This is a genomic window from Mesorhizobium sp. 2RAF21 (assembly GCF_052115345.1).
Classification (GTDB): Bacteria; Pseudomonadota; Alphaproteobacteria; order Rhizobiales; family Rhizobiaceae; genus Mesorhizobium; species Mesorhizobium terrae.
On the sequence record NZ_JBFRGM010000002.1, the window covers coordinates 432,498 to 453,053 of the forward strand.

A 20,556-nucleotide genomic window follows, 5' to 3' on the forward strand; every position below is an offset into this window, starting at 1 on the left:
GGACTGCCCTCACACCGCAAGGTGAGCGGGCATGCGCAGATGCCGGCGGCCCACCTCGACAAACAGCGGATCACGCTTCGCCGCCCAGACCGCCGCGAAATGCCCGATCGCCCCGATGACGAGCCCGAGCAGCCAGAGCCGGAGGCCAAGGCCGATCGCACCGGCGACGGTGCCGTTCACGATGGCGATGGAGCGCGGTGCGCCGCCGAGCAAGATGCGCTCGGTCAGCGCGCGATGGACCGGCACCGAAAACCCCGGTACCGCGTCGAGCTGTTCGAAAGCGGCCGCCATCAGATGAGCGCTCCGCCGCCGAAGGAAAAGAAGGACAGGAAGAAGCTCGACGCCGCGAAAGCGATGGACAGACCGAACACGATCTGGATGAGACGGCGGAAACCGCCGCTGGAATCGCCGAAGGCCAGGGTAAGACCGGTGACGATGATGATGATCACGGCGATGATCTTGGAGACCGGCCCTTCGACCGACTGCAGGATTTTTTGCAACGGCTGCTCCCACGGCATGGAGGAGCCCGCGGCGTGGGCGGCCGTCGCAAGCATGAGGGTATTGGCGGACATGGCGGCGATGGTCGTCACCGCGCGACTGGCACGCAGGAGTTTTCGAGTCATGCGGGGTCTCCTGGGTTCGATGTGAGTTGGACGATGCGGTAGTCGTCGTGCGGGCCGAGGCCATCGACACGTGCGAGTTCGATGAGCCGCCGCTGCGAGCCCCGACCCGACAGCACGGCAACGACATCGATGGTCTCGGCGATCAAAGCGCGCGGGACGGTGACGACTGCTTCCTGGATGAGTTGCTCGAGACGGCGCAGCGCGCCGATGACACTGCCGGCATGGATCGTTCCGATCCCGCCCGGATGGCCCGTGCCCCATGCCTTGAGCAGGTCGAGGGCTTCCGCGCCGCGAACCTCGCCGATCGGGATACGGTCGGGCCGCAGGCGCAGCGAAGAGCGGACCAGATCGGCAAGCGTGGCGACGCCGTCCTTGGTGCGCATGGCGACGAGATTGGCCGCGGCACATTGCAGCTCGCGTGTGTCCTCGATGAGGACGACGCGATCGGCGCCCGTCGCAACCTCGGCCAAAAGCGCGTTGGTCAAGGTCGTCTTGCCGGTCGAGGTGCCGCCGGCGACAAGAATGTTAGCGCGCGTCTGGACGGCCGACCGCAACGCTTCAGCCTGTGGACCGCTCATGATGCCGGCATCGACATAGTCACCAAGACTGAACACCGCGACGGCCGGCTTGCGGATCGCGAAGGCCGGAGCGGTGACGACCGGCGGTAACAGGCCTTCGAAGCGCTCGCCGGTTTCAGGCAGCTCCGCGGAGACGCGCGGGCGGCCGGCATGCACTTCGGCACCGACATGGTGGGCAACCAGGCGGACGATACGCTCGCCATCGGCGACAGACATCATCAGCCCCGTGTCGGCGAGCCCGGCGGAGAGCCGGTCCACCCAGATACGGCCATCCGGGTTCAGCATCACCTCGACTACGGCGGGCTCTTCCAGCAGGCGGGCAATGGCGGGACCGAGTGCCGTGCGCATCATGCGTGCGCCCCGCTGGATAGCTTCCTGCCTGTAGTGGATGGACGACATTGCGGCCTCGTTTTCGACGGGGCCTCAACAGGTCGTTCCCCGATTGGGGATGACTAAAAGAGCCGCAAGGCGGCCAGGTTCAACAAGTTTCGATTGTCGTAGTGTCGTGGCGTGCAAATACAAAGGAACGGCGCTGTCGCCTCGGGGACGGGACAAGCGTGGAGGTCTAACCTTGCCAGTCCGCCCCAGCCGGATGTTGAGCATCGGTTTCGGAGACAGCCACGTCTTCCGCTATTTCCTGTCGCAGGTTTGGTCCTTTCGCCAGACGCCTGCCGAGTGCGGTGATGAAGTTCTCGTATCGTTCAGCGGCCTTTGCGCGGGCGGCCTGGGCGGCAGGCTCCGGCAAGGCGGGCGTCGTGGCGAGCCAGAAACGGATGAACAGCGCCAGTGTCTCGATCGCGATGCCGACGTCGCGCTCAAGCCGCGTCATGCGCCGGTCGAGCTGATCGAGCCGCTTGCCGATCGCCGCCTCGCGTCGCTCGGCGTCATCCGGGGACAGGAACGAAGCGATGGCGGCTTCCGCCACCATCGACTGGGACAGGTTCCGGCGCGCGGCATAGTCCGCCAGCATCGTCATGACATCCGGGTCGACATAGACAGAGACCTTGGTCTTCTTGCCTCGGACAGCCATCTGCTCAAAGCTCCATGCCGTCTTCCGGATCGAGCGCCACCTGCCGCGCGACGCCTTGCATGAGCTTCGTCAGCTGACGGTTGGCCACCGCATCGTCGTCTGCGTCGTCGCCCGGGTCGAGCTCGAATTCGTTCGCGACCGGCTCCTTGTTTGCTACCGGCTTCACGCGATCGAGCTCGGGCTGATGACGGCGTTCCGCCCCGGTCGGATCATCGTCATCATGCTGTTGCGCCAGCGAGGCAGTGCCAGCCAACTGCGCGAGTGCCGGCAACCTGCTCCAGTTGTCGTCGAGCAATTCTTCGGTGCCAGGCAATTCCGGAGGCGGCAGGATACGCTCCGAAAAGCGGTTGTCTTCATAATAGCGCGCCTTCCGCGCCCGGATCGGCGCTGTGCCCGCAAGCATGACGATCTCGTCCGCAGGCGGAAGCTGCATCACCTCGCCCGGTGTCAGCAGCGCGCGCGCCGTTTCCTGCCGGGATACCATGAGGTGTCCCAGCCACGGTGAAAGGCGATGTCCCGCATAGTTCTTCATCGCACGCATCTCGGTTGCCGTGCCGAGAGCGTCGCTGACCCTTTTTGCCGTCCGCTCATCGTTTGTGGCGAAGCTGACGCGGACATGGCAGTTGTCGAGAATGGAGTTGTTCGGGCCATAAGCCTTCTCGATCTGGTTCAGGCTTTGAGCAATGAGGAAGCTCTTCAGGCCGTAGCCCGCCATGAAGGCGAGCGCGGTCTCGAAGAAGTCGAGGCGTCCCAGCGCAGGAAACTCATCGAGCATCAGGAGCAGCCGGTGACGGCCGGCGCGCGAATGCAGGTCCTCGGTCAGGCGGCGGCCGATCTGGTTGAGAAGCAGGCGGATGAGCGGCTTGGTTCGGTTGATGTCGCTCGGCGGCACAACGAGATAGAGCGTCGTCGGCCTCTCACAGCCCACGATGTCGTCGATGCGCCAGTCGCAGCGCCTTGTCACTTCCGCGACGACGGGATCCCGGTAGAGCCCCAGGAACGACATGGCGGTCGAAAGCACGCCGGAGCGCTCATTGTCGGACTTGTTGAGCAGTTCGCGCGCCGCACTGGCCACGACAGGATGCGGCCCGGCCTCACCAAGATGGGCGGTTTTCATCATCGCAAGGAGAGTGGATTCGATCGGCCGCTTCGGATCCGACAGAAAGCTGGCGACGCCGGCGAGCGTCTTGTTGTTTTCCGCATAGAGGACATGCAGGACCGCGCCGACCAGCAGACTGTGGCTGGTCTTCTCCCAATGATTGCGCTTGTCGAGACTGCCTTCGGGATCGACAAGGATGTCAGCGATGTTCTGGACGTCGCGCACCTCCCGCTCGCCACGGCGAACCTCGAGCAACGGATTGTAGGCGCAGGATTTCGGATTTGTCGGGTCAAACAGCAGCACGCGGCCGTGCTTCGCGCGAAACCCGGAGGTGAGCTGCCAGTTCTCGCCCTTGATGTCGTGGACGATGGCGGAACCCGACCAGGTCAGCAACGTCGGGATAACCAGGCCAACGCCCTTGCCGGATCGTGTCGGCGCAAAACACAGCACATGCTCTGGCCCATCGTGGCGGAGATAGTCTCGCTCCAAACAGCCGATTACGACACCGTCGGGCCCCAGCAGGCCCGCTGCCTTGATCTCGCTCTTGTCGGCCCAGCGCGCCGAACCATAGGTGGCGGCATGTTTTGCTTCCCGGGCCCGCCACACCGACATGCCGATCGCCGCGGCGATGGCGACGAACCCCCCTGAGGCGGAGAGCAGCCCGCCCTCGAGGAAGATGTCCGGCGCGTAGGCGTCATAGAAATACCACCACCAGAAGATGGACGGGGGATAATAGACCGGCCAGCCGGCGAGATCGAACCAGGCCGGGCCGAGTTGTGGCTGAAAGCCGAGTCGCCACGCCGTCCATTGCGTCGCGCCCCACGTCGTCACCAGCACGATGGCAAGCACGCACAGGATCTGCCCCCAGAGGATTTTCGTAGCGGACATCACGGTTCTCCTTGCTGATGAGGCCTAGAGGCCGAGCCCCCGCCTGCGACCAAAGCTCCAGTCGATGCCGCCGTCGATGCGGGCCACGCCGGATACATGGCGGCCGAGCTCTCTCTCAAGCGTCGGTGACCAGGGCACGAGCTGGAAGCCCAGACCATCGTCGATCATGGCGAAGCGGCCGGTCGCGAGGTCGAACCGCCGACGATAGATGCCGGCGACGAACTCACCGCTGCCGCCACGGTGGAAGGGCAACACTGTCTCGGCGGCGAGCTTGTCCCCAAGGGCAGCGAGTTCGCGATCGCGCAAGGTATCGAGCAGCCGGCGCGCGAACACGACACGCCCACCCTTGTCGCGATTGGCCAGACCTTCGCCGATGAGGTGATCGGCGCGTTGCTCGAGCGCCTTCCTGACGTCGGCACCGAAGCCACTGTCAGCGAGCGCCACGGGCTCGCGCGCGACAGTATGCCGATCGAGCCAGGTCGCGCCCGAAGCCCTCACCTGTGCCTTGATGTCGAGATCGGAACGGACGGCGATCGCCACGCGCCGGTCGCCGCGCGCGTCATCATAAGTGCGGAGTTCGACGATGGAGCCCGGCGCACTGTCTCCCGCAGCCGCCAGGTGGGACAGACGGACATGATGGGTGCGACCATCGACGCCGTCGACCACGGCATAGGCGGTGCCGGTCAGCTCATCATCGAGGCCGCGCTCGACCAGCCGCCCGATGACCGGGACAGCGAGCTTTTCCGCCGCCAGCACATAACGATCCGCCGCGCGTTCAATGCCGACTTCCGAGAGCGCGCGGTGCATGCGCCTTATGATATCGCCGCGCTCGCCGAGTTGGCGAAGCACCACCTCGGCTTCGGGCTCGATGCACCATTGCGCTTGACCGACCTGTCTGGCCGCGCCGAGAACTTCGAGAAAGCGGAGCCGGCCGATCTTCAGTGCGTGAAACTCGTCTGGCTGGCGGCCGGCGCGCGGGGCAAGATCGATGAAGCCTGTCGTGGCAGCCTCGCGCATGAGTTGCCGGTCGAGTTGCGTCCAGCGTTCCGCCTCGATCTGCCTTTCGAGGTTGCGGCGGATATCGAGGTCGGTCCGTGGCCCCAACTCCTGGGTGATGAGATCGCGAGCGCGATCCCGCATTCCCTCCTTGATGTAACTGCGCGCGATGACCAGGTCCTCCCCGTCGTCGCGGACGCCGCGCACGATCAGATGGATATGCGGGTGCCCGGTGTTCCAGTGATCGACGGCAATCCAGTCGAGGCGCGTCCCGAGATCCTTTTGCATGCGACCAACGAGATCGCCGGTGAAGGATCTAAGATCGGCCATCTCCCGGGCGTCCTCGGGCGAGACGATGAAGCGGAAATGATGACGGTCTTCCGCGCAGCGCCCGGCAAAGACGCGACCGTCCGCGGGCTGCGTTCCCGGTCCGAACAGCCGTCCCTTTTCACCCTCCCTGGTGACACCGTCGCGGCGCAGATAATCGAGATGTGTTCCGAGCTGTGCGCCGAACGCCGTATGACGAACCACACGCGCCTTGACGACGGCGCCGCGGCTGCGCGACGTGATCAGCCTGTTGGCCTGGATGCTTGCGCGCTGGCCAAGACCGAAGCGCGAGCGGGCACCGCGCACAACGTGACCGGATCGCGGAATGCCACCGCCCGCCTTCCTCGCCGCCACCAACGCCTGGGCGATGAAGGGCCGCCCATGCTGCGCGCGGGTTGAGCGGATGCGGCCCGGACGGATGCGGAATTCGCGCTCACCGGACATGGCGTGACCACGCAACGTGCAAAACAAGACGCGAAATCAGAGATATAGACCGAAAGCACACGGTGCACAGATACGCTGCACCGTGCAAAACCCGACAGAAAGCTGAACAAAAACAACCGTCCGACCCAAGCGCACCGTGCGCGCTTTTATCTTGCCGTCGCTCGGCCGCGGCACCGCGCACCACAGCAATCCTTCGCCATGACACATCAACACGCGCAAGCGCACGCCAAGCCGCAACGCTGGTCATGGCCGTCCGGCATGCCCGTTGCGGATGACGAAAATCTCCTCTCGCCGACCTACCCCTGAACTATCCTGTGTCGCCGTGGAAGCTGATCGCGGAGAGTTCCGGAAGCGATCAGGAGACGGCTGATGGGAAACGGAGGCGCTAATAGTCCGCTCGATGAACATCGCCGCTTCGCGCCAATCCGGCGGACGAGGCGCTTCCAGCGCGATCTTGGAAGGGCGTTCGCCACCCAGCATCGCTGCAAGCGAGGCGACATAGGCACGTGTTTGCGCAGGCAGTGGACGGCCGGACGCCAGGTGCCGATCATAGCGCGCCGGCCCGGCATTGTAAGCGGCGAGCATGGCGTTAACGTCGCCATACCTGTCCCACATCTCACGCAGATAGGCCGTGCCGGCGAGAATGTTGTCATGCGGATCGTAGGGGTCGCGGCCGAGCCGGTGGCGGGTACGCAGTTCAGCCCAGGTGTGCGGCATGATCTGCATCAGACCTATCGCGCCCGCCGGTGACAGGGCTCGTTCCTTTCCGGCGCTTTCGGCGTGGAGCACCGCACGAATCCAGCGCTGCGGAATACCGAACCGCCGCGACGCGTGCGCGATGTGCGCGGCATTACGATCGACGGCCGTGGCGCGTGCGACCGGTGCGGAATGCGCGAGCGCCAGGTCCACTGAGCAGCCGGGCGAGAGCAGACCGGCCGCCACGAGAATGGCGTGCCGTACGTACTTACCTTTCCCGCAGACCCGCAAGCCTGCCAGCGTGCTCGCTGCGGTCAAGGGTGCGCGCAAAGCGCCGGCGGGACGCCGCCCCTGACCTGCGCTGCGCGCGCTGACCGGATCGTGCTCGAGCGGGACGAGGGGATGAAGCGGCTTTTTCGCGAACAAAGGGATGAGAATCTGGATCGTCAGGACCGCGCGGGACCGCATGGCGTCAGCTCCGCGCTTTTCGCGGCTTCGGGCGATTCCAGTGGAGAGACCATGCATCATCATTGTCATCGGACCGGAAGAGGTTGGCACGGATCGGCTGGGCGAAGGCCGGGTCGTCGATCTGGAACGACAGATAGTCACCGGCCCTGTCGCCGGTCTCCTTCCACGCGGCTCCGATCTCCGGACCTTTTTCGTCGTCGCGGCGGATGCGGAAGTCCGGCGTGTTGTCGGCGTCAGTCTTGTTCGCGGGGATGAGTACGACGTCAGCATCGAGGACGAGCGTACGGATGCGGCCGCTATAGCCGGTCCTGGTCTGCTGGAATGCGCCGATATTGGTCATGGCAACCTCCGTTTGTTGCAGGGTGTCGGTAGGAGTGAGCGCGCGTTCAAGGTGTTTGCCGCCACCGGAAACGGCCGCTGCCGTCGTCGGTCCACAACGGCACGGCGGCGCCAAGCAGCAGGTCCGTGGTCGTCGGCCCGAAGTAACGGCCATCGAAGCTGTCGCGGACCTGCCGGTTCATCAGGAACACTTCGCCGCTGTGGATGCGGCGGCAACCCTGCCAGGCGGGCAGATCGCGGCCAGCGCGATCGCGCGCGAGCGCAGAACCGACCTCGGCACCATCCACGGTGATCGCCAGGTTGGTGCGGCAGACGAGTTGTCCGGGCATGGCAAGCACGCGCTTCAGAAGCGACAGGCCATCCGGCAGATAACCGCGTTCCGCCAGAAAGCTCGCGAGCGGTTCCGATGGAACGAAAGCGACAACATCCGCTACGTCCAGCGGCGTGTTAGCGACGACCGTATAGAGCCCGACCGGCACGCTGGCGGAGGCGTTCCATATGAGCTTGACCGGCATCGGTGCAAGGCACGCAAATCCGACACCAAGCGTGCCGAAGACGCAGATGAGAAGGCCGCCGGCGCGCATCACTGCTTCGTCCTTCGGCGCATCAGCCACGCCTCATGACGCGAGAGCGTATAGGAGGACGGCGTTTCGCCGGCGCGCAGGCGGTTGTGGACATGGCGCCAATGAGCCGGATCCACCTCGACGGGATCGATGCCCAATGCTTCGATGGCATCGATGCGCTGAAGCACGCGCTCGACGCTCGACCAGCTTTCGGCTTTCAGCAGAATGTCGCCTCCAGGCCGGACGAAGGGCAATGTCTGGAAAGGCTCGCCGCGTCCGACGGCGCGCACGATGTCGATGCGCGAAACGATGGTGCCATAGTCGTTGGCGGCCCATCGCACGAAGGCGAAGATGCTGTCCGGTGCGAAACCGGCGAGGCTGCGGTGACGGTCGAGGATCTGCTGGTAGCTTTTGCGGCCGAACCTGATCCAGTGTTCGATCCGCCGTTGGCGCCAGGTCAGGTCGACGAGCGTCGTGAAAGGTTTCGGACCGTCCGGCAGCGGACGGGCGCGCATACGGCGATTCGCATCCCCGGTCATGAGGCGTCTCCTTCGGTCGGGAGGTCGAAGGTGGGACATGCGGGCCTGGTGGCGTTGCCGTGATCGGCTGCCGCTGAAGCCTTGTCCGGACACATGCTTTCTGCGTCGTTCACGCCGCGACGGCGCCGCTTACGGTTAGATTCTGAGTTAGAGTCTAAGTTAGGGAGACGATTTCCCGTTGTCTTTCCAGCGCTTAAGGCCTTCCCGGGTTCCCGATAGCACGACCCGGCGGTTCCCGATGGCACGATGGTTCGGGTTCCTGATGGCACGACGCCGTCCCCCTCCCGCGCGGAGGATGGCTCGAAAGCGAGCAGCACGCGCCCGCCAATATCGATCTCGAGAAACAGGCAGTAGCCGGGAAAAGGCTGGCGACGAACGATATCGCGCATTTCGAAGGCGAAGCGCTTGAACGGCGACAGGCTTCCGGACTTCTGGTGGAGATGGCGGAAGTCGAAGCGCCAGCCGGCCTGCTGCCGGCCGCCATGTTTACGCACAAGGCGATAGAGCCAGCGGTCAAGCCCGCCCGTCAGATCGAAATATGCCCTGTCGATGGTGAGCACCAGCGCGTCATCCAGCACGGCCTGGTAGAACCAGTCCGGTACGATCAGCTCGATGCCGGCAGGCCTGCCGTGGCGATCGGTCCGCTCCTGCCATTCGTTGATCCAGGAAAAGCGATGGCGCCGCCCTTCGACCGTCTGGCGGATCGATGTGCACACGGTGGTCGACTGGAGACGATCCAGCGCTGCCTTCAGGCGCCGGTAATCCCGCTGCGACGTGCCACGACCGACAAAGGTCAGGATTTCGTAGGGCGTGGCGGCCATCAGCCGGGAAGTGGCTATTCCGTCATCGCGCGCTTCGACGATCTGGCTCGCCGCCCAGATCAGGATATCGGCGTCCCAGATGGTCGCCATGCCGTGATCCGGCACGGCCTCGACACGGATCGAGACATCACCGCCGCGAAAGTCGATCGGCGCGACGCGGTGGGACTTGGAGAGTGAAAAGAAGGGATAGGCCATGAGGTCCTGCGCATCTCTGGCTGCGAAATCGCCGGGGAGTGCCCTGAACAGGTCGAACTGCCCGCGCTCGGAAAGGGACTGGCTCCGCGCCACCATGAAGAGTTTCACCAACGATCAGCGTGTGCATCGATCGATGCAGGGCGGCTGGCCGGCTGCGTGACGTTTCGCCGGCAGGACCGAACCGCGCGGATCGGATGTCGAGGTGACCGCTCCGTGATCGGCCCAGGCCTTGAGGTCGTCGACGGCATAGACGACGCGACCGCCGAGTTTGCGGTAGGCCGGGCCGGTGCCGTAGGTGCGGTGCTTTTCCAGCGTCCGAGCCGACAGGCTCAGGAACTGAGCCGCCTCCTTGGTGCGCAGAAAGCGCGGGGGTAAGATAGCGCGTTCGGACTGCATGGAGCGTGTCTCCGTGGATTGTTAGGCGACCGCTGGCGTCCAGCGGCGGATGACAACCATGGTGGCGTAGCGAACGGGGCACGGGGGATGGGGAAGTTGGGGGAGACAAAAATCCCCACCCGAGGGCGCCTAGGGTCGGCGGCGGTGGCGAAGGAGCTGGAGGTAGCCACCGGCGATCATGGAGCTCCCACCTTTGACAAGTCCGATCACCGTGTCGCGAAGCGCCGACGTCTTCCAGGGTTCGGAGGCGACGCGAGGCTCACCGTAGATCGACCTGGCGATCTCGCGATAACTCGCCGCGCTCCTGCGACCATCTGCGGCCCGCAGCATCAGCCGCAGCCGGGCGCGGCGCTGCGGCGTTATGCGCGTATCCGCAGGTATCGTTTGCCTTTGCCAGGAGCGCCAGAACCGGGTGAGTGCTTCGATCCTTCCCAACGCATCGGCGTCGAGCGGGATCAGGGCGGCTACGACACCGCCGGGTTTCGCGCCAGGACGAAGGATAAACTGCGTGGCGGCAGGACCGTCATGGAGAGCGTGACGTCCTTCGGGACTTTCACGGTATACGCTGGAGCCTTCCAATGGCGGAGGCCGGGTCGTCGACAGGAAATGCGGGGCGGCGACAAGGGTGACCACGGCAGGGTTCGCGGACGGGGTCCAAAGTACAGTCTGCGACAGGGCGGACAGGTCTGGCCGGGCCGGGAAATCGCAACCCCCAACGCCGTTGCGCATCGAGGTTCAAGGGCGCGGCCTCCGCACCGGCAGACACCAGCTCGTGATATTGTCTGTAATAGTCTTCGCAGCGACGAAGACATTCCCAGGCAAGGCCTTCGACAGAAAGCGCATCGAAAAAGGCGTAGCTGTCAGGATCGCGCCATTGAGATGCTTCGGGCCTCATGCAGCAGTTCCCACAGACGATGCGCTTTCGGAGTGGGCAGAATTGCTGGCCGCAACGGCCCGGGGAAGGCCCTCATTGGGCATCGGGCGATGCCCTGGTCGCATCACCTATGCATCAGGCCTGCGTCAGTCTGGGGATCCGCGCAAAAGAAGAAGATAGCCCTTCCGCGCCATCCAGCGCGCTCTGGCCAGATGGCCTTGATGGACAGTGGCCGCCCGCCGGGGCTCCCGCGCTGGATCGATTCCAAAGACGATCCTGACGATTTCCCGCCAGTCGGCGCCATCGCTGTCGGCGTCGAGCAGACGCGCATACAGTTTGAGATGGGCCTGGTCGTAAGCGGTGAGGTCGTCGCCGGTCGGAGCGGCATCGTCATAAGGCTCGATCATGGGGCAAGAAGCCTTCTTGTCAGCATCCAGGACCGCATTTTATCGGGAAAGGCCTTCTGTCGGAGCACGGTTTCCAGGCATCACGCGATGCACATATCGCATCGGGTTTCGTCGTGCTGCAGATGGAAGCTCCGGATGCCGGAGCCTCACCGGAGAGGCCCCCGCGCCGGAGCGGTGCGGGGGCCCGGTCTTGCCGATCAGTCGGCCGGGTTCCAGATGATGGCGTAGGTTTCGTCGTCATCGTGGCCGGCGGCGCGGCCGAGATTGGCGTAGAGCTTGCGCGGGCCGAACTCGGGGGCGGCGATCGACAGGCTCACATAGTCCTTTCCGGAAGCCTCGCCGGTCCGGACCCAGCCGGCGCCCACTTCGACGCCCTGCGCCAGCACCCGGAAGTCGGGATGGTTGTCGGCGCTCTTGGCCTGGTTGGGCACGATGTCGATGTCGGCGCGGAGGCTGAGTGTCTTGAGCTGGCCTTTGTAGGCGCCGTTTTCCTGCTTGGTGACGTAACCGATCGCGGTCATTTGAAGTCTCCTTTGGGTATTCGCCGGGGACCATTCCCCTGCGATGGCGGACCGTGATGGGCGCGTCCGGACGGCCCGAATCCGGCAGGGCCGCAGCGGCAGCGGAGGACCCGAGCGGGCGGCTTTTTTGGAGCGAAGCGGCGCGAGGAAGCCGCCGCAGGCGGCGGGGAAAAAAGTCGTCAGTCGAGGGTTTCGGGCGGGCCGGATCCGCCCATAGGTCAACAAGCCAGCCGCAGGGAAATGGTCCTTGCCAAGGCAGTTGGAGATTTCACGGCAACGCGCGCGCGCAGAGCCTGGATGCAACGGAGGCTATAGGAATAGCGGGATCATTCGACGCGGCACCTGGCGCAATCCTGCCCAAAAAAGCTCGTGCGCTCCAACACCATTTGCATGTGGGAGTGAAGCAATCAGCGGCGATGCCAGCACCCGAAAATGGAGCGGCCAGTGCTTACGGCGGCAGCGCCTGAGCCAATCGATCTGAACTTGAGATTGGGGCGAGCGGCGGCAATCCAATCTGCCGCCACTCGCCATGTGACGGTCACTCGGACCCGGCCAGCGCCTTGACCTCAGCCCACTGATCGGCAGTGCGGAAACCGCCGCGCTCGGTGTAGCTCTCAACGGGGAATTTCATCCAGCGCGGCAGCCAGCCATCGACTTTCTGCCTGCCGTTTTGGCCAGAAATGAAGTCGCGGATGATGGTCTTCTGCGTCTTCACCTTCTCCGAAACATTGCCGTCAGCGACCTCATTGCCACCGATCTCGGCAAGTATGGCGTTGACGACTTCCCTGTCACGCAGCAGGTCGAAGAAAGCGTCGTCCGGCTTCCAGCAAGTTGCCATATCAACGTTGAGATGCGCGCCGAGAAGCTCGACGACTGCCGTTCCGGCGCAAAGCGTTTCCGCCATGACAAAAGCCAGCACCCGCGCGACATCCTCGTCAGTCAACGCAAGCAGTTGGACGAAGATAGTGGCGAGGGTAACGTCATCGCCGTACCCTCCCGCAATGGTCGTGTCGTCATCCAGCCGACCAAGCAAGGTCAGAACCTCGCGCAGTTTTCCGGCGAAAACAGCTTCCGCTTTGCTTGCGGCGATGCTTTCCGCGATGGCCTGATTTGCAGCGCGTTGCGGTTCCAGCCGTACTTGCCACAGGTGTGAGCCGGCAATCGCATGCGCCACCATCAATCGGAGCGCGACACCCGGATGATCGAACAGCGCGGCGCGCACCGCTGCATGCCGATGCAGATCGACATAGTTCTGCATCGGCCCGGTGAGTTCTGCGCGAGACATCTTTACCGGTGTCTCGACTTGCTCGCCGTCTTGTTCATCGAAGCGGAGACGGCGTGCTTCCTTGCGCGTCAGCCAGCCCTCATGAAACTCGACCTCGCCGCGCTGCGAGACAGCGATGATCACCTTGCCGCCCTTTTTCTTCGGCGTCTTCTCGTGATCGTAAGAGTGGAAATATTGGCCGGGTTCCAGCACCGCCACGTCGCGCCAACCGGCTTCGAGATAGGCATCACGCTTAGCCGCGATTGCCTCGTTCTGCTTGCGCCAGAACAGATCGACATCGGCGAAATAGCAGTCCTCGCCAAACAGGTCGGAGACGATCAAGCCGCCGTAATCCTCGACGGCAAACAGCGCCACCTTTGTGGAAATCGACTGGCCGCCGAACAGCCATTGCTTCAGCTGCCTGCCATGCGGCGCGTACTGATCGGGATCGGCAAGGAGCTCCAGCCAATGCTTTTGCTGATCCTTGGAGGCCATGGTGAGGTGACGCACCGTCTCGGCGTCGATCTCGTCCTTGCGGTAGGCTTCGCGGATCTTGGGCAGCAGACGCCCGAGCGCCAGAATGCGCCTCACCTGAAGCTCGGTGATGCCGAATGTCGCGGCAACATCGCTGATCGTGCGGCCCTGCCCGATCAGGCGCGTGAACGTCTCCCATTGTGAAACCTCATCGGGATCGAGGCGGGCGATGTTCTCGATCAACGACGCCTCAAGCGCGGCGGCGTCGTCGCCGTCTTCCATGATGGCGCAGGGCAAGGCTTCGACCTCGCCGCGCTCCCCGGCGACTGTCTTTGCCGCGAAATAGCGCCGCCGTCCGGCGACGATCTCGAAGCTCTCCGGTGTGCCGTTCGGCCTGACCAGCAGCGGCACCAACACGCCGCGCGCCCTGACGGAGGGCAAGATATCGGAGATATCCGGCGCGCGTTTCGAATGCCGCATGTTGGCGATGGAGACACTCAATCTATCGATAGGAATGTGAGCAAGCTGCATGATTTCTTCTCCTTTGGCTCTGGTTGCGTTTGGTTGCCGCGAGGCCGGAGGCCGAGCAGCGGACCGGCTTTGCATCTAGCGGCGCTTGTCATCCGCCTCGTCGGGCGGAAGCTCGAAATGGGAAAGTGCCAGCGCCTCTGCGGCATGCCGCAAAAGCTGCTCCGCCTCGGCAATACGGCCAGCGACGCGCGCGGCCTCGGCATAAACCGTGAGTGGAAAGTGAGGCGCGAAGTAAAGATCGCGCTCTATGCCAAGACCGAGAGGGCCTTTCACGGCTTCCAGTTCGGCAAGGCTGATGCTGCCAAGTTCAGGGAAGCCAAAGCCAAGATCGCAAAGCCCGAATAGCGTGTCGCCGTCCTTGTCGAGCTCGGTCAAAAGCCATGTCGCTGCCCCAACCGGATTGAACAGTTTCACAACCGGGACATGGTTGGTTCCAGTCTCGGCTGCGCCGTTGGCGAGCAGCCGTGTGCGCAGTTCGTCCGTGATCAGGATCATGGCGAAGTTCCTTGGTGGGAATGATCGGGTTGAGTGCAATCGCGCCGGCGCTCAAGCTGCGATGCCCGCCTCAGCATCGCCTGCCACGCCATTGTTGAAGGCGAGCAGGAAATTGGCGGCTTTCGAGGCGAGGCTGGCCGCGCGAAAAATCGCGCGATTGTCCTCGCGCAACGCCGTGAGCCACGAGCCGATATAGTCGGAGTGGCGCACCGTCGGCGCGATGCCGAGCGCCGAGCAGACGAAGGCCGCAGCCATCTCGGCTATCAGTTCTTCACGGGCATAGGTTTTGGAGCCGAATGCCCCGGTGAGATCACGGGCCAGACGCGTCGGATGCCCGGTCCAGTGACCGAGTTCATGAAAACAGGTTCGGTAGTAGTTGATCTGCTCGAAAAATGCGGGCTGCGGTGGCACCTGGATGCAATCGTTGGCGGGCATGTAGAAAGCGCTGTCACCGCCGATGCGGATATCCGCGCCGGTAGCCCGCATCAGGGCCTCGGCGTGCGGGATGATTTCCCGCTCGGGCAGCGGCTCGGTTACGCTCGTGACATGCTCGGGCAAGCCGTCGCACTGCGCGACATTGAAGACGGTGAACCGCTTCAGATAGGGGATTGCCTGCGGCTCGGTGTCTTGGGCCTCGGCGCGTTCCTTCTCATCCTTCGGAACGAACCGATCCGCGTGCACGATGGTCGTGCCGTGCTCGCCCTTCCTGACTGAACCACCAAGCGAAAGTGCCTGCCGGAAGGTCAGCCAGTTCTGGCTTGGATAAGCGTGTTCGATCACCGCGCCCCACAGGATGAGGATGTTGATCCCGGAATAGCCGCGTCCGGTGGCGGCATTCTTCGGCAGACCAATGGCCGCCTTCGCCCTGCCCCAAGGCTTGACCCAAGGCACGCAGCCCCGTTCGAGATCGGCGATGATGCGGTCCGTGATTTCTGAATAGAGGCTGGCCTGCGGTTGCTGGTTGCCTTTTGCACCACCCCCGCCTCGGGCTGAACGCTTGCCGGTCCTGCGCATGATCTGATCTCCGCTCGCAATCTCGCTGCGCCCTCCCCCGGAAGCGGGGTGGGCGGCGAAAACGACCGGAAAGGCCCGCCGTCAGAGGTGGCAGGCATCCGAAGGACCGGAACGAAGTGGAGGACCCGAAGCAGCAAGCGAAGGGTTGCGGGCTGCCGCGGCGGGGCTAGAAGGGAGAGCCGCCCACCCCGCGCCACCGGGAGCCCAAACAAAGCAACTTCGCCACCCGGAAAGGGTGGCGGCCGCTGCAACTGTCTACGCCGAGGGGACGAAGTCGCCGGAGACGATCAACCTAAACCGGGACCATCTTGCTGCAAGGACGATACTGGACGGTCAGGCAAAGCTAAGTTTGGGTGAAGCGGAGGACACCACGATTTGACATTGTCGCCCACGCAATGCACGCATAACGAGAACACCAACGTCGTCAATTCGAGAGATAGGAATTCGCGGGCTTTCGATCGGCGCTGAGCAGGAAAGCCAGAACCGAGACGAATATGATCAACCCACCGAGTATGGTGGATTGTGCCGGCACCTCATGGAAAGCAAGCCAGACCCAGATCGGTGCGATCGGGGTCTCGACGGCACCGATAAGCGCGGCGTCGCGCGCCGGCAGATAGCGCAAGCTCAGTCCGAAAGTAAGAAATCCGAGCGTCATCTGCACAAGCCCGAATGAAGCCAGCCAAGCCAGGTCCTTCGACGCGACGGCCAGCGGGCTTGAGAACGGCAACACAGCCACCGCGCACAATATGTTGGAAAGGATCAAAGTCTCGGCCACGGGGAATTGGTCGTTTCCGCGCATGGCTATGGCCATGAGTGCCATCAGCAGGGTCATGATTAACGCGAGAACATCACCCGTAAAACCACCTCCCGAGAGCGCCGACGCACCCACCGTCAAAACGGCGCCCGCTATGGCTGCGACGCCGGCTATAAGCGCAACCGACGGCGGCCTGTCGCCGAGCAAAGCCCAGGAGAGGGCCGCAACGATCAGCGGCGCCCCGGCATGAATGACCGCGACATTGGCGACCGTCGTGTTCCGCAACGCGAATATGAACGCGACCATTGCCGTCGACGACATGCCTGCAACCAGCCATGCCGCGGGCGTGAGCCTTCCGACAATGCCGCTCAGTGACTCTCGAAGCACCAGCGTCAAGAACATCAGCACAAAAAGGGCACTGAAGGTGCTGCGCCAAAACAGCAGCGTCCAGCTGTCGACAGCGATCAAGCGCGAGAACAATCCTCCCGTGCTCCAGAAAACCGCCGCAAGGACGGCCAGGGCCACACCTGCGTTTCGATTGCTGATGGAGAACATGCCTAGACGCCACCAAGCGCTACGCGGTCGCCGGTTGAATGGTAAAAGCCCAGCGTTTCCGGCGCCGGATGCCGCTGGCGCCATACGATCAATTCGGCTTCCTCGCTGCCGTCTTGCCGATGGCGCTTCAGACACCCAGAACCCAGACGCATCACGATCTCCTGAGCATTGACGCCGATCTCGGCGGCAAGGTCGCCGACGTCAAATTCGTCATGCAGGAACTGCGCCCAGGTGCCGGGACCACAGAGTTCAGGCGGCACGTCCGTCACGTCGACCGTGACGTATTCCATCGATATGCACCCCACCACGGGAGCGGAATGCGCGCCGAGGCGGACAGAGATCCTGCCCGCGCACGCCCAAGGCAGCCCCTGGGCATAGCCGATGCCGACGATGGCGATCCGGCTGTTGCGGCGGGCGCGGAATGTCGCTCCATAACCTACGGCTTCATGTGCGGAAACCTCGCGAACGGCAAGGACGCGGGCACGCAGGCTAAGGACGGGACACAGCGGATTGGGACGGATACCGGCATTGTTGAGCCCGAACAGCGCTGACCCAATGCGGGCAAGATTGAAGTGGAACGAAGTGTCGAGCCACGCGCCGGCGGAAGCCACCAGGCTGCTGGCCATGGGTCGGATCGATGCGCGCAAAGATTCAAATCGCAGCTTCTGGACTTCATTCATCGCGTCCGATGAATGGTCGCTGCAGGCCAGATGACTGACCAGGATTCGGGGCGGGTGCCTGAAAAACCATTCCTTGTTGGAAAAATCCGAAACCTCCGACGAGGATAGGCCGAGGCGCGAGAAGCCTGTGTCGACATTGAGCAGGTACGGATCGGTCGCCGCTGTCCGGAAATGGAAATCCAACTCCTCTGGCGTGTTGATTACCGGCTGGATGTCTTCCAGCCGGTAAATTCGCCTAAAGCGGACATAGTCGTCATGGAAGACCGCGATCCTGGCGAAAGGGCAGACGGCGCGCAGTCTCAATGCTTCTTCCAGATTGGCAACGAAGAAGGACGTGCAGCCCACGTCCCACAGCGTTCGGGCAAGTGGTTCCAGGCCGAGTCCGTAAGCATCACTTTTGACGACCGCGGCAGTGGTGACATCGCGGCCGAGAATACCGGTCATCGTGATGTAGTTGGCGCGCACCGCATCCAGATCGACCTCCAGGACCGCGCTGTCCAATGGCAGATATCGCGCAACGTTAGCGACCTGGTTCATTCCTTGCTCTCCACCTTGCCGCCCCATTTTGGCGATGCGCCGACAGATGGTGGCGAAGTTATCGAGCGTGGATGACAAGCATCTTTCAGATGAGTGACAGCCATCGGATTTTAAGATGTATCGATCTCAAAGGTGAGAGGTATGTACCGTCCTAAAAGGTGCTGTCACAAACGGCTGCCATTGTCCGGAGCGTTGAACCAACCATTAACTCAGACGCGAGGCGCAAAATGGCTCTCGAAACGGGCGATCATCCTACCAGGATTTTGATACTCGGCTGCGGCGTGCTCGGCGGCGGCGTTCTTGATTTTCTGAGCCAGAGCGGCTGCGGCTACGACATCCACATAGCGGCACGCGATAACCAGAAAGTATCGCTGCGCGCGAACCTGGCGCGCTACACGGCGGCCAATCTCGGCCACCACGCCAGCATCCAGGTCGCCGCCGTCGACCTGATGAATGTCGACGAGACGGCCGCCTATCTCACCGCGCTTCGGCCGGACATCATCTTCAACGCAACGACGCTGCATTCATGGTGGGTAATCACCCAGCTGCCGCAAGCCGCCTTCCAGCGCCTGGACCAGGCGCGCGGCGGCGTCTGGGCAGCCATGCATCTGGTTCTGGTGCGCCGCCTGATGCAGGCCGTCCGCCTGGCCGGCCTGCAGGCCAAGGTCGTCAACGCGTCCTATCCCGACGTGACCAATGCGGCGCTCGCAGCCGAAAACGCCGCCCCCTTGATCGGCATCGGCAACATCGCCAATGCCGTTCCGGGGATCCAGCTGGCGGCGGCCCATCTTCTCGGCTGCGACGTCAGGCGCATCGCCGTGCGTTTCTTTGCGCATCACTTCCTGAGCTACCGGATGCCGAGCTCAGGCGGGACGGACGGTGCACCCTACCATCTGAGTTTCTACCTCGACGGCGAGGTCCTGCCGACCGAGGCAATCGATCACGACGCGGTGTTTGCCACCGTCGCCGGGCGCTTCCGCCGCGTCAAGGGTCTGGCCGGGCAATCGGTGACCGCCTCCTCGGCGACGGCCGTGCTGCGGACGCTAGCCGACGGCGTTGACCGCGTCGTTCATGCGCCAGGGCCCCTGGGTCTAGTCGGCGGCTATCCCGTCAGGATTTCACCAGACGGAATATCCATCGACCTGCCGGAGGGATTGTCGATCGGCGAAGCTGTCGCCATCAACCGCGCCTGCCAGAAATTCGACGGTATCGAGTCCGTCGACGCGGATGGCACCATCCGTTTCACGACGGATTCCGCCGCGATCATCCGCGAAGAAATCGGCTTCGACTGCCCAGCTGTGCGTCTCGCGGATTGCGAGGAGATCGCGAATGAACTTGCGGCAAGGTTTGCTGAATATCGGCACGCACAACTGGCGAAGTCGGATCTGAGTGCCGCCTGACCGAGACGCGGTCGCGAGCCGGAAGGCCGTGCGCAACGAACGCGCCCGCGCAGGGAAGACCGAGGCAGACATGGATCACCCCTGCCGTGGGATCGCACACGATCGAACACGCGGTCTCGGTCGCTTCCTCGCGCGAGAAGCTCTTTGCAACGGCATTGGGCGCTCCGGTCCGATCGCGCAGGACGCGCTTGGCGTCGGCTACATAGCGCATGGACCCGGCTGCACCGGCAAGCGAGGCATATCGGTCATATGTCGACGGATAGATCTGCTGCAGCAGGGCACGGTTCTCGACGGCCTTCGTCTCGCTCAACAGTGCGTGGTTGGTGTGGATGAGCGGACCGGCGCCGGCAAGGGCTTTCACGCCGGCTGCCGGCGACACCTCGACCGCGGCTATCCGTCCGGAGGCATCGCCAAGCAGGTAACTTCGCCCGCCCATATGCGGCAACCGATGCAGAAGACGAAGTGCGCTCGGCACATCCGGCTCGGACAGGACCATGCGACGCACCACCTGGCTGGGCAGGCCTGCCGTCCTTGTGTCGAGCATCAGATCATTGGTCGTCAGACAGAGACCGTGGCCATTCTGGCCGAGCCAGCCCAGCGTGCCCCTGGAAGCGACGGTGGCCAATTGAAAGCCGTCCGGGTCCAAGTGCACGAAAAGCACCAGGCCGGATTTCGCGCCGTGCGGTGCATCCCAATTCTGGCCAACAACCGCGCCGCGCTCGCCCTTGAAGGCGAACGCACTGCAGCCGGTCGGCGCCGGCTCCCCGAAAAACTCGAAGCCGCTGTTGAGGAAGATATCCTCGGCCGCACAATGCGCGCCGTCGGCGATTCCCTCGATTTCGGCGGCTATGGCAGGCGCGAGCAAATTCAGGGTTCGCCAAGACGCCCCCGCCTCGCGTCGTGTCCTGACCAGGACGCGCGCTGGAACAGACCTGGCAAGCCGGTCCAGGTCAGAGACGATATCACGCTGGAAAGCGGTTCCATGCTGATGGCCGCGCTCATAGGGCGCGCCTTGCAGGACCACAACCGGAAAAGGGGCTCGCGCCAT

At 63.7% G+C, this 20,556-nt stretch carries 22 protein-coding genes and 1 pseudogene; 1 reads left to right on the forward strand and 22 read right to left on the reverse strand.

The annotated features are described in order from the left end of the window. Positions 1-9 precede the first annotated feature (9 nt). The 21 genes from AB4136_RS04815 to alr all read right to left on the reverse strand — a co-directional run bounded on the left by AB4136_RS04815 (position 10) and on the right by alr (position 18,108). Positions 10-291, reverse strand: coding sequence for a VirB3 family type IV secretion system protein (locus AB4136_RS04815; protein ID WP_065997644.1), 282 nt, complete (start codon positions 289-291; stop codon positions 10-12). Then, complete coding sequence (locus AB4136_RS04820) at positions 291-572, reverse strand: TrbC/VirB2 family protein (protein ID WP_245317495.1); 282 nt, start codon at positions 570-572, stop codon at positions 291-293. The genes AB4136_RS04815 and AB4136_RS04820 overlap by 1 nt, the downstream gene beginning before the upstream one ends. Before the next feature lie 47 nt (positions 573-619). Then, positions 620-1,600, reverse strand: a complete 981-nt coding sequence (gene trbB / locus AB4136_RS04825) for a P-type conjugative transfer ATPase TrbB (protein WP_065997647.1) — start codon at positions 1,598-1,600, stop codon at positions 620-622. Positions 1,601-1,766: 166 nt separating this feature from the next. Next, the gene (locus AB4136_RS04830; RefSeq protein WP_065997648.1) at positions 1,767-2,231 is read right to left on the reverse strand and encodes a CopG family transcriptional regulator; all 465 of its coding nucleotides are present in this window, start codon (positions 2,229-2,231) and stop codon (positions 1,767-1,769) included. Positions 2,232-2,235: 4 nt separating this feature from the next. Next, entirely contained in the window at positions 2,236-4,218 is a 1,983-nt protein-coding gene (locus AB4136_RS04835) for a conjugal transfer protein TraG (protein WP_065997649.1), read from the reverse strand. 24 nt (positions 4,219-4,242) lie between these two features. Next, positions 4,243-5,985, reverse strand: a complete 1,743-nt coding sequence (locus AB4136_RS04840) for a VirD2 family relaxase/mobilization nuclease (RefSeq protein ID WP_137901755.1) — start codon at positions 5,983-5,985, stop codon at positions 4,243-4,245. Between the two features lie 243 nt (positions 5,986-6,228). Next, positions 6,229-7,149, reverse strand: coding sequence for a lytic transglycosylase domain-containing protein (locus AB4136_RS04845; protein ID WP_065997652.1), 921 nt, complete (start codon positions 7,147-7,149; stop codon positions 6,229-6,231). Between the two features lie 4 nt (positions 7,150-7,153). Further along, on the reverse strand, positions 7,154-7,489 hold the full coding sequence (locus AB4136_RS04850; protein ID WP_065997657.1) for a DUF736 domain-containing protein: 336 nt from the start codon (positions 7,487-7,489) through the stop codon (positions 7,154-7,156). Positions 7,490-7,535: 46 nt separating this feature from the next. Next, positions 7,536-8,075 carry a S26 family signal peptidase gene (locus AB4136_RS04855; RefSeq protein ID WP_083237721.1) on the reverse strand — a complete coding sequence of 180 codons (540 nt, stop codon included), beginning with the start codon at positions 8,073-8,075 and terminating at the stop codon, positions 7,536-7,538. After that, positions 8,072-8,590: a DUF2840 domain-containing protein gene (locus tag AB4136_RS04860; RefSeq protein WP_065997661.1), complete on the reverse strand. Its 519-nt coding sequence runs from the start codon at positions 8,588-8,590 to the stop codon at positions 8,072-8,074. Before AB4136_RS04860 ends, AB4136_RS04855 begins: the two co-directional genes overlap by 4 nt. Then, entirely contained in the window at positions 8,587-9,702 is a 1,116-nt protein-coding gene (locus tag AB4136_RS04865; protein WP_083237709.1) for a replication initiator protein A, read from the reverse strand. Before AB4136_RS04865 ends, AB4136_RS04860 begins: the two co-directional genes overlap by 4 nt. An 18-nt stretch (positions 9,703-9,720) precedes the next feature. Next, complete coding sequence (locus tag AB4136_RS04870) at positions 9,721-10,002, reverse strand: helix-turn-helix transcriptional regulator (RefSeq protein WP_065997663.1); 282 nt, start codon at positions 10,000-10,002, stop codon at positions 9,721-9,723. Between the two features lie 129 nt (positions 10,003-10,131). Continuing rightward, the gene (locus AB4136_RS04875; RefSeq protein WP_245317485.1) at positions 10,132-10,635 is read right to left on the reverse strand and encodes a DUF2285 domain-containing protein; all 504 of its coding nucleotides are present in this window, start codon (positions 10,633-10,635) and stop codon (positions 10,132-10,134) included. Then, entirely contained in the window at positions 10,556-10,897 is a 342-nt protein-coding gene (locus AB4136_RS04880; RefSeq protein WP_245317486.1) for a transcriptional regulator domain-containing protein, read from the reverse strand. Before AB4136_RS04880 ends, AB4136_RS04875 begins: the two co-directional genes overlap by 80 nt. Before the next feature lie 125 nt (positions 10,898-11,022). Next, positions 11,023-11,283, reverse strand: a complete 261-nt coding sequence (locus tag AB4136_RS04885) for a DNA -binding domain-containing protein (RefSeq protein WP_065997664.1) — start codon at positions 11,281-11,283, stop codon at positions 11,023-11,025. Positions 11,284-11,480: 197 nt separating this feature from the next. Further along, a complete protein-coding gene (locus tag AB4136_RS04890) occupies positions 11,481-11,804 on the reverse strand; it encodes a DUF736 domain-containing protein (RefSeq protein ID WP_065997665.1) in 324 nt (107 codons plus the stop codon). Between the two features lie 538 nt (positions 11,805-12,342). After that, positions 12,343-14,073, reverse strand: a complete 1,731-nt coding sequence (locus tag AB4136_RS04895) for a ParB/RepB/Spo0J family partition protein (protein ID WP_065997666.1) — start codon at positions 14,071-14,073, stop codon at positions 12,343-12,345. 75 nt (positions 14,074-14,148) lie between these two features. Beyond that, entirely contained in the window at positions 14,149-14,568 is a 420-nt protein-coding gene (locus AB4136_RS04900) for a DUF2958 domain-containing protein (RefSeq protein ID WP_065997668.1), read from the reverse strand. 51 nt (positions 14,569-14,619) lie between these two features. Beyond that, complete coding sequence (locus AB4136_RS04905; RefSeq protein ID WP_065997672.1) at positions 14,620-15,582, reverse strand: ArdC family protein; 963 nt, start codon at positions 15,580-15,582, stop codon at positions 14,620-14,622. A gap of 424 nt (positions 15,583-16,006) precedes the next feature. Further along, positions 16,007-16,891, reverse strand: coding sequence for a DMT family transporter (locus AB4136_RS04910; protein ID WP_065997673.1), 885 nt, complete (start codon positions 16,889-16,891; stop codon positions 16,007-16,009). Between the two features lie 2 nt (positions 16,892-16,893). Next, positions 16,894-18,108 carry an alanine racemase gene (gene alr, locus AB4136_RS04915; protein WP_065997674.1) on the reverse strand — a complete coding sequence of 405 codons (1,215 nt, stop codon included), beginning with the start codon at positions 18,106-18,108 and terminating at the stop codon, positions 16,894-16,896. 227 nt (positions 18,109-18,335) lie between these two features. Between alr and AB4136_RS04920 the strand changes: the two genes are divergently transcribed. Beyond that, positions 18,336-19,508: a hypothetical protein gene (locus AB4136_RS04920; protein WP_137901735.1), complete on the forward strand. Its 1,173-nt coding sequence runs from the start codon at positions 18,336-18,338 to the stop codon at positions 19,506-19,508. A 70-nt stretch (positions 19,509-19,578) separates the two neighbouring features. Here the strand turns inward: AB4136_RS04920 and AB4136_RS04925 are convergent. Next, positions 19,579-20,556: pseudogene (locus tag AB4136_RS04925) on the reverse strand (C45 family autoproteolytic acyltransferase/hydolase); the annotation flags it as partial.

What these genes read in the sequence shown, in the direction of transcription:
- AB4136_RS04815 (WP_065997644.1), bottom strand. Translation starts at nt 291, where the DNA reads ATGGCGGCCGCTTTCGAACAGCTCGACGCGGTACCGGGGTTTTCGGTG.
- AB4136_RS04820 (WP_245317495.1), bottom strand. Translation starts at nt 572, where the DNA reads ATGTCCGCCAATACCCTCATGCTTGCGACGGCCGCCCACGCCGCGGGC.
- trbB (WP_065997647.1), bottom strand. Translation starts at nt 1,600, where the DNA reads ATGTCGTCCATCCACTACAGGCAGGAAGCTATCCAGCGGGGCGCACGC.
- AB4136_RS04830 (WP_065997648.1), bottom strand. Translation starts at nt 2,231, where the DNA reads ATGGCTGTCCGAGGCAAGAAGACCAAGGTCTCTGTCTATGTCGACCCG.
- AB4136_RS04835 (WP_065997649.1), bottom strand. Translation starts at nt 4,218, where the DNA reads ATGTCCGCTACGAAAATCCTCTGGGGGCAGATCCTGTGCGTGCTTGCC.
- AB4136_RS04840 (WP_137901755.1), bottom strand. Translation starts at nt 5,985, where the DNA reads ATGTCCGGTGAGCGCGAATTCCGCATCCGTCCGGGCCGCATCCGCTCA.
- AB4136_RS04845 (WP_065997652.1), bottom strand. Translation starts at nt 7,149, where the DNA reads ATGCGGTCCCGCGCGGTCCTGACGATCCAGATTCTCATCCCTTTGTTC.
- AB4136_RS04850 (WP_065997657.1), bottom strand. Translation starts at nt 7,489, where the DNA reads ATGACCAATATCGGCGCATTCCAGCAGACCAGGACCGGCTATAGCGGC.
- AB4136_RS04860 (WP_065997661.1), bottom strand. Translation starts at nt 8,590, where the DNA reads ATGACCGGGGATGCGAATCGCCGTATGCGCGCCCGTCCGCTGCCGGAC.
- AB4136_RS04865 (WP_083237709.1), bottom strand. Translation starts at nt 9,702, where the DNA reads ATGGTGGCGCGGAGCCAGTCCCTTTCCGAGCGCGGGCAGTTCGACCTG.
- AB4136_RS04870 (WP_065997663.1), bottom strand. Translation starts at nt 10,002, where the DNA reads ATGCAGTCCGAACGCGCTATCTTACCCCCGCGCTTTCTGCGCACCAAG.
- AB4136_RS04880 (WP_245317486.1), bottom strand. Translation starts at nt 10,897, where the DNA reads ATGAGGCCCGAAGCATCTCAATGGCGCGATCCTGACAGCTACGCCTTT.
- AB4136_RS04885 (WP_065997664.1), bottom strand. Translation starts at nt 11,283, where the DNA reads ATGATCGAGCCTTATGACGATGCCGCTCCGACCGGCGACGACCTCACC.
- AB4136_RS04890 (WP_065997665.1), bottom strand. Translation starts at nt 11,804, where the DNA reads ATGACCGCGATCGGTTACGTCACCAAGCAGGAAAACGGCGCCTACAAA.
- AB4136_RS04895 (WP_065997666.1), bottom strand. Translation starts at nt 14,073, where the DNA reads ATGCAGCTTGCTCACATTCCTATCGATAGATTGAGTGTCTCCATCGCC.
- AB4136_RS04900 (WP_065997668.1), bottom strand. Translation starts at nt 14,568, where the DNA reads ATGATCCTGATCACGGACGAACTGCGCACACGGCTGCTCGCCAACGGC.
- AB4136_RS04905 (WP_065997672.1), bottom strand. Translation starts at nt 15,582, where the DNA reads ATGCGCAGGACCGGCAAGCGTTCAGCCCGAGGCGGGGGTGGTGCAAAA.
- AB4136_RS04910 (WP_065997673.1), bottom strand. Translation starts at nt 16,891, where the DNA reads ATGTTCTCCATCAGCAATCGAAACGCAGGTGTGGCCCTGGCCGTCCTT.
- alr (WP_065997674.1), bottom strand. Translation starts at nt 18,108, where the DNA reads ATGAACCAGGTCGCTAACGTTGCGCGATATCTGCCATTGGACAGCGCG.
- AB4136_RS04920 (WP_137901735.1), top strand. Translation starts at nt 18,336, where the DNA reads ATGGCTCTCGAAACGGGCGATCATCCTACCAGGATTTTGATACTCGGC.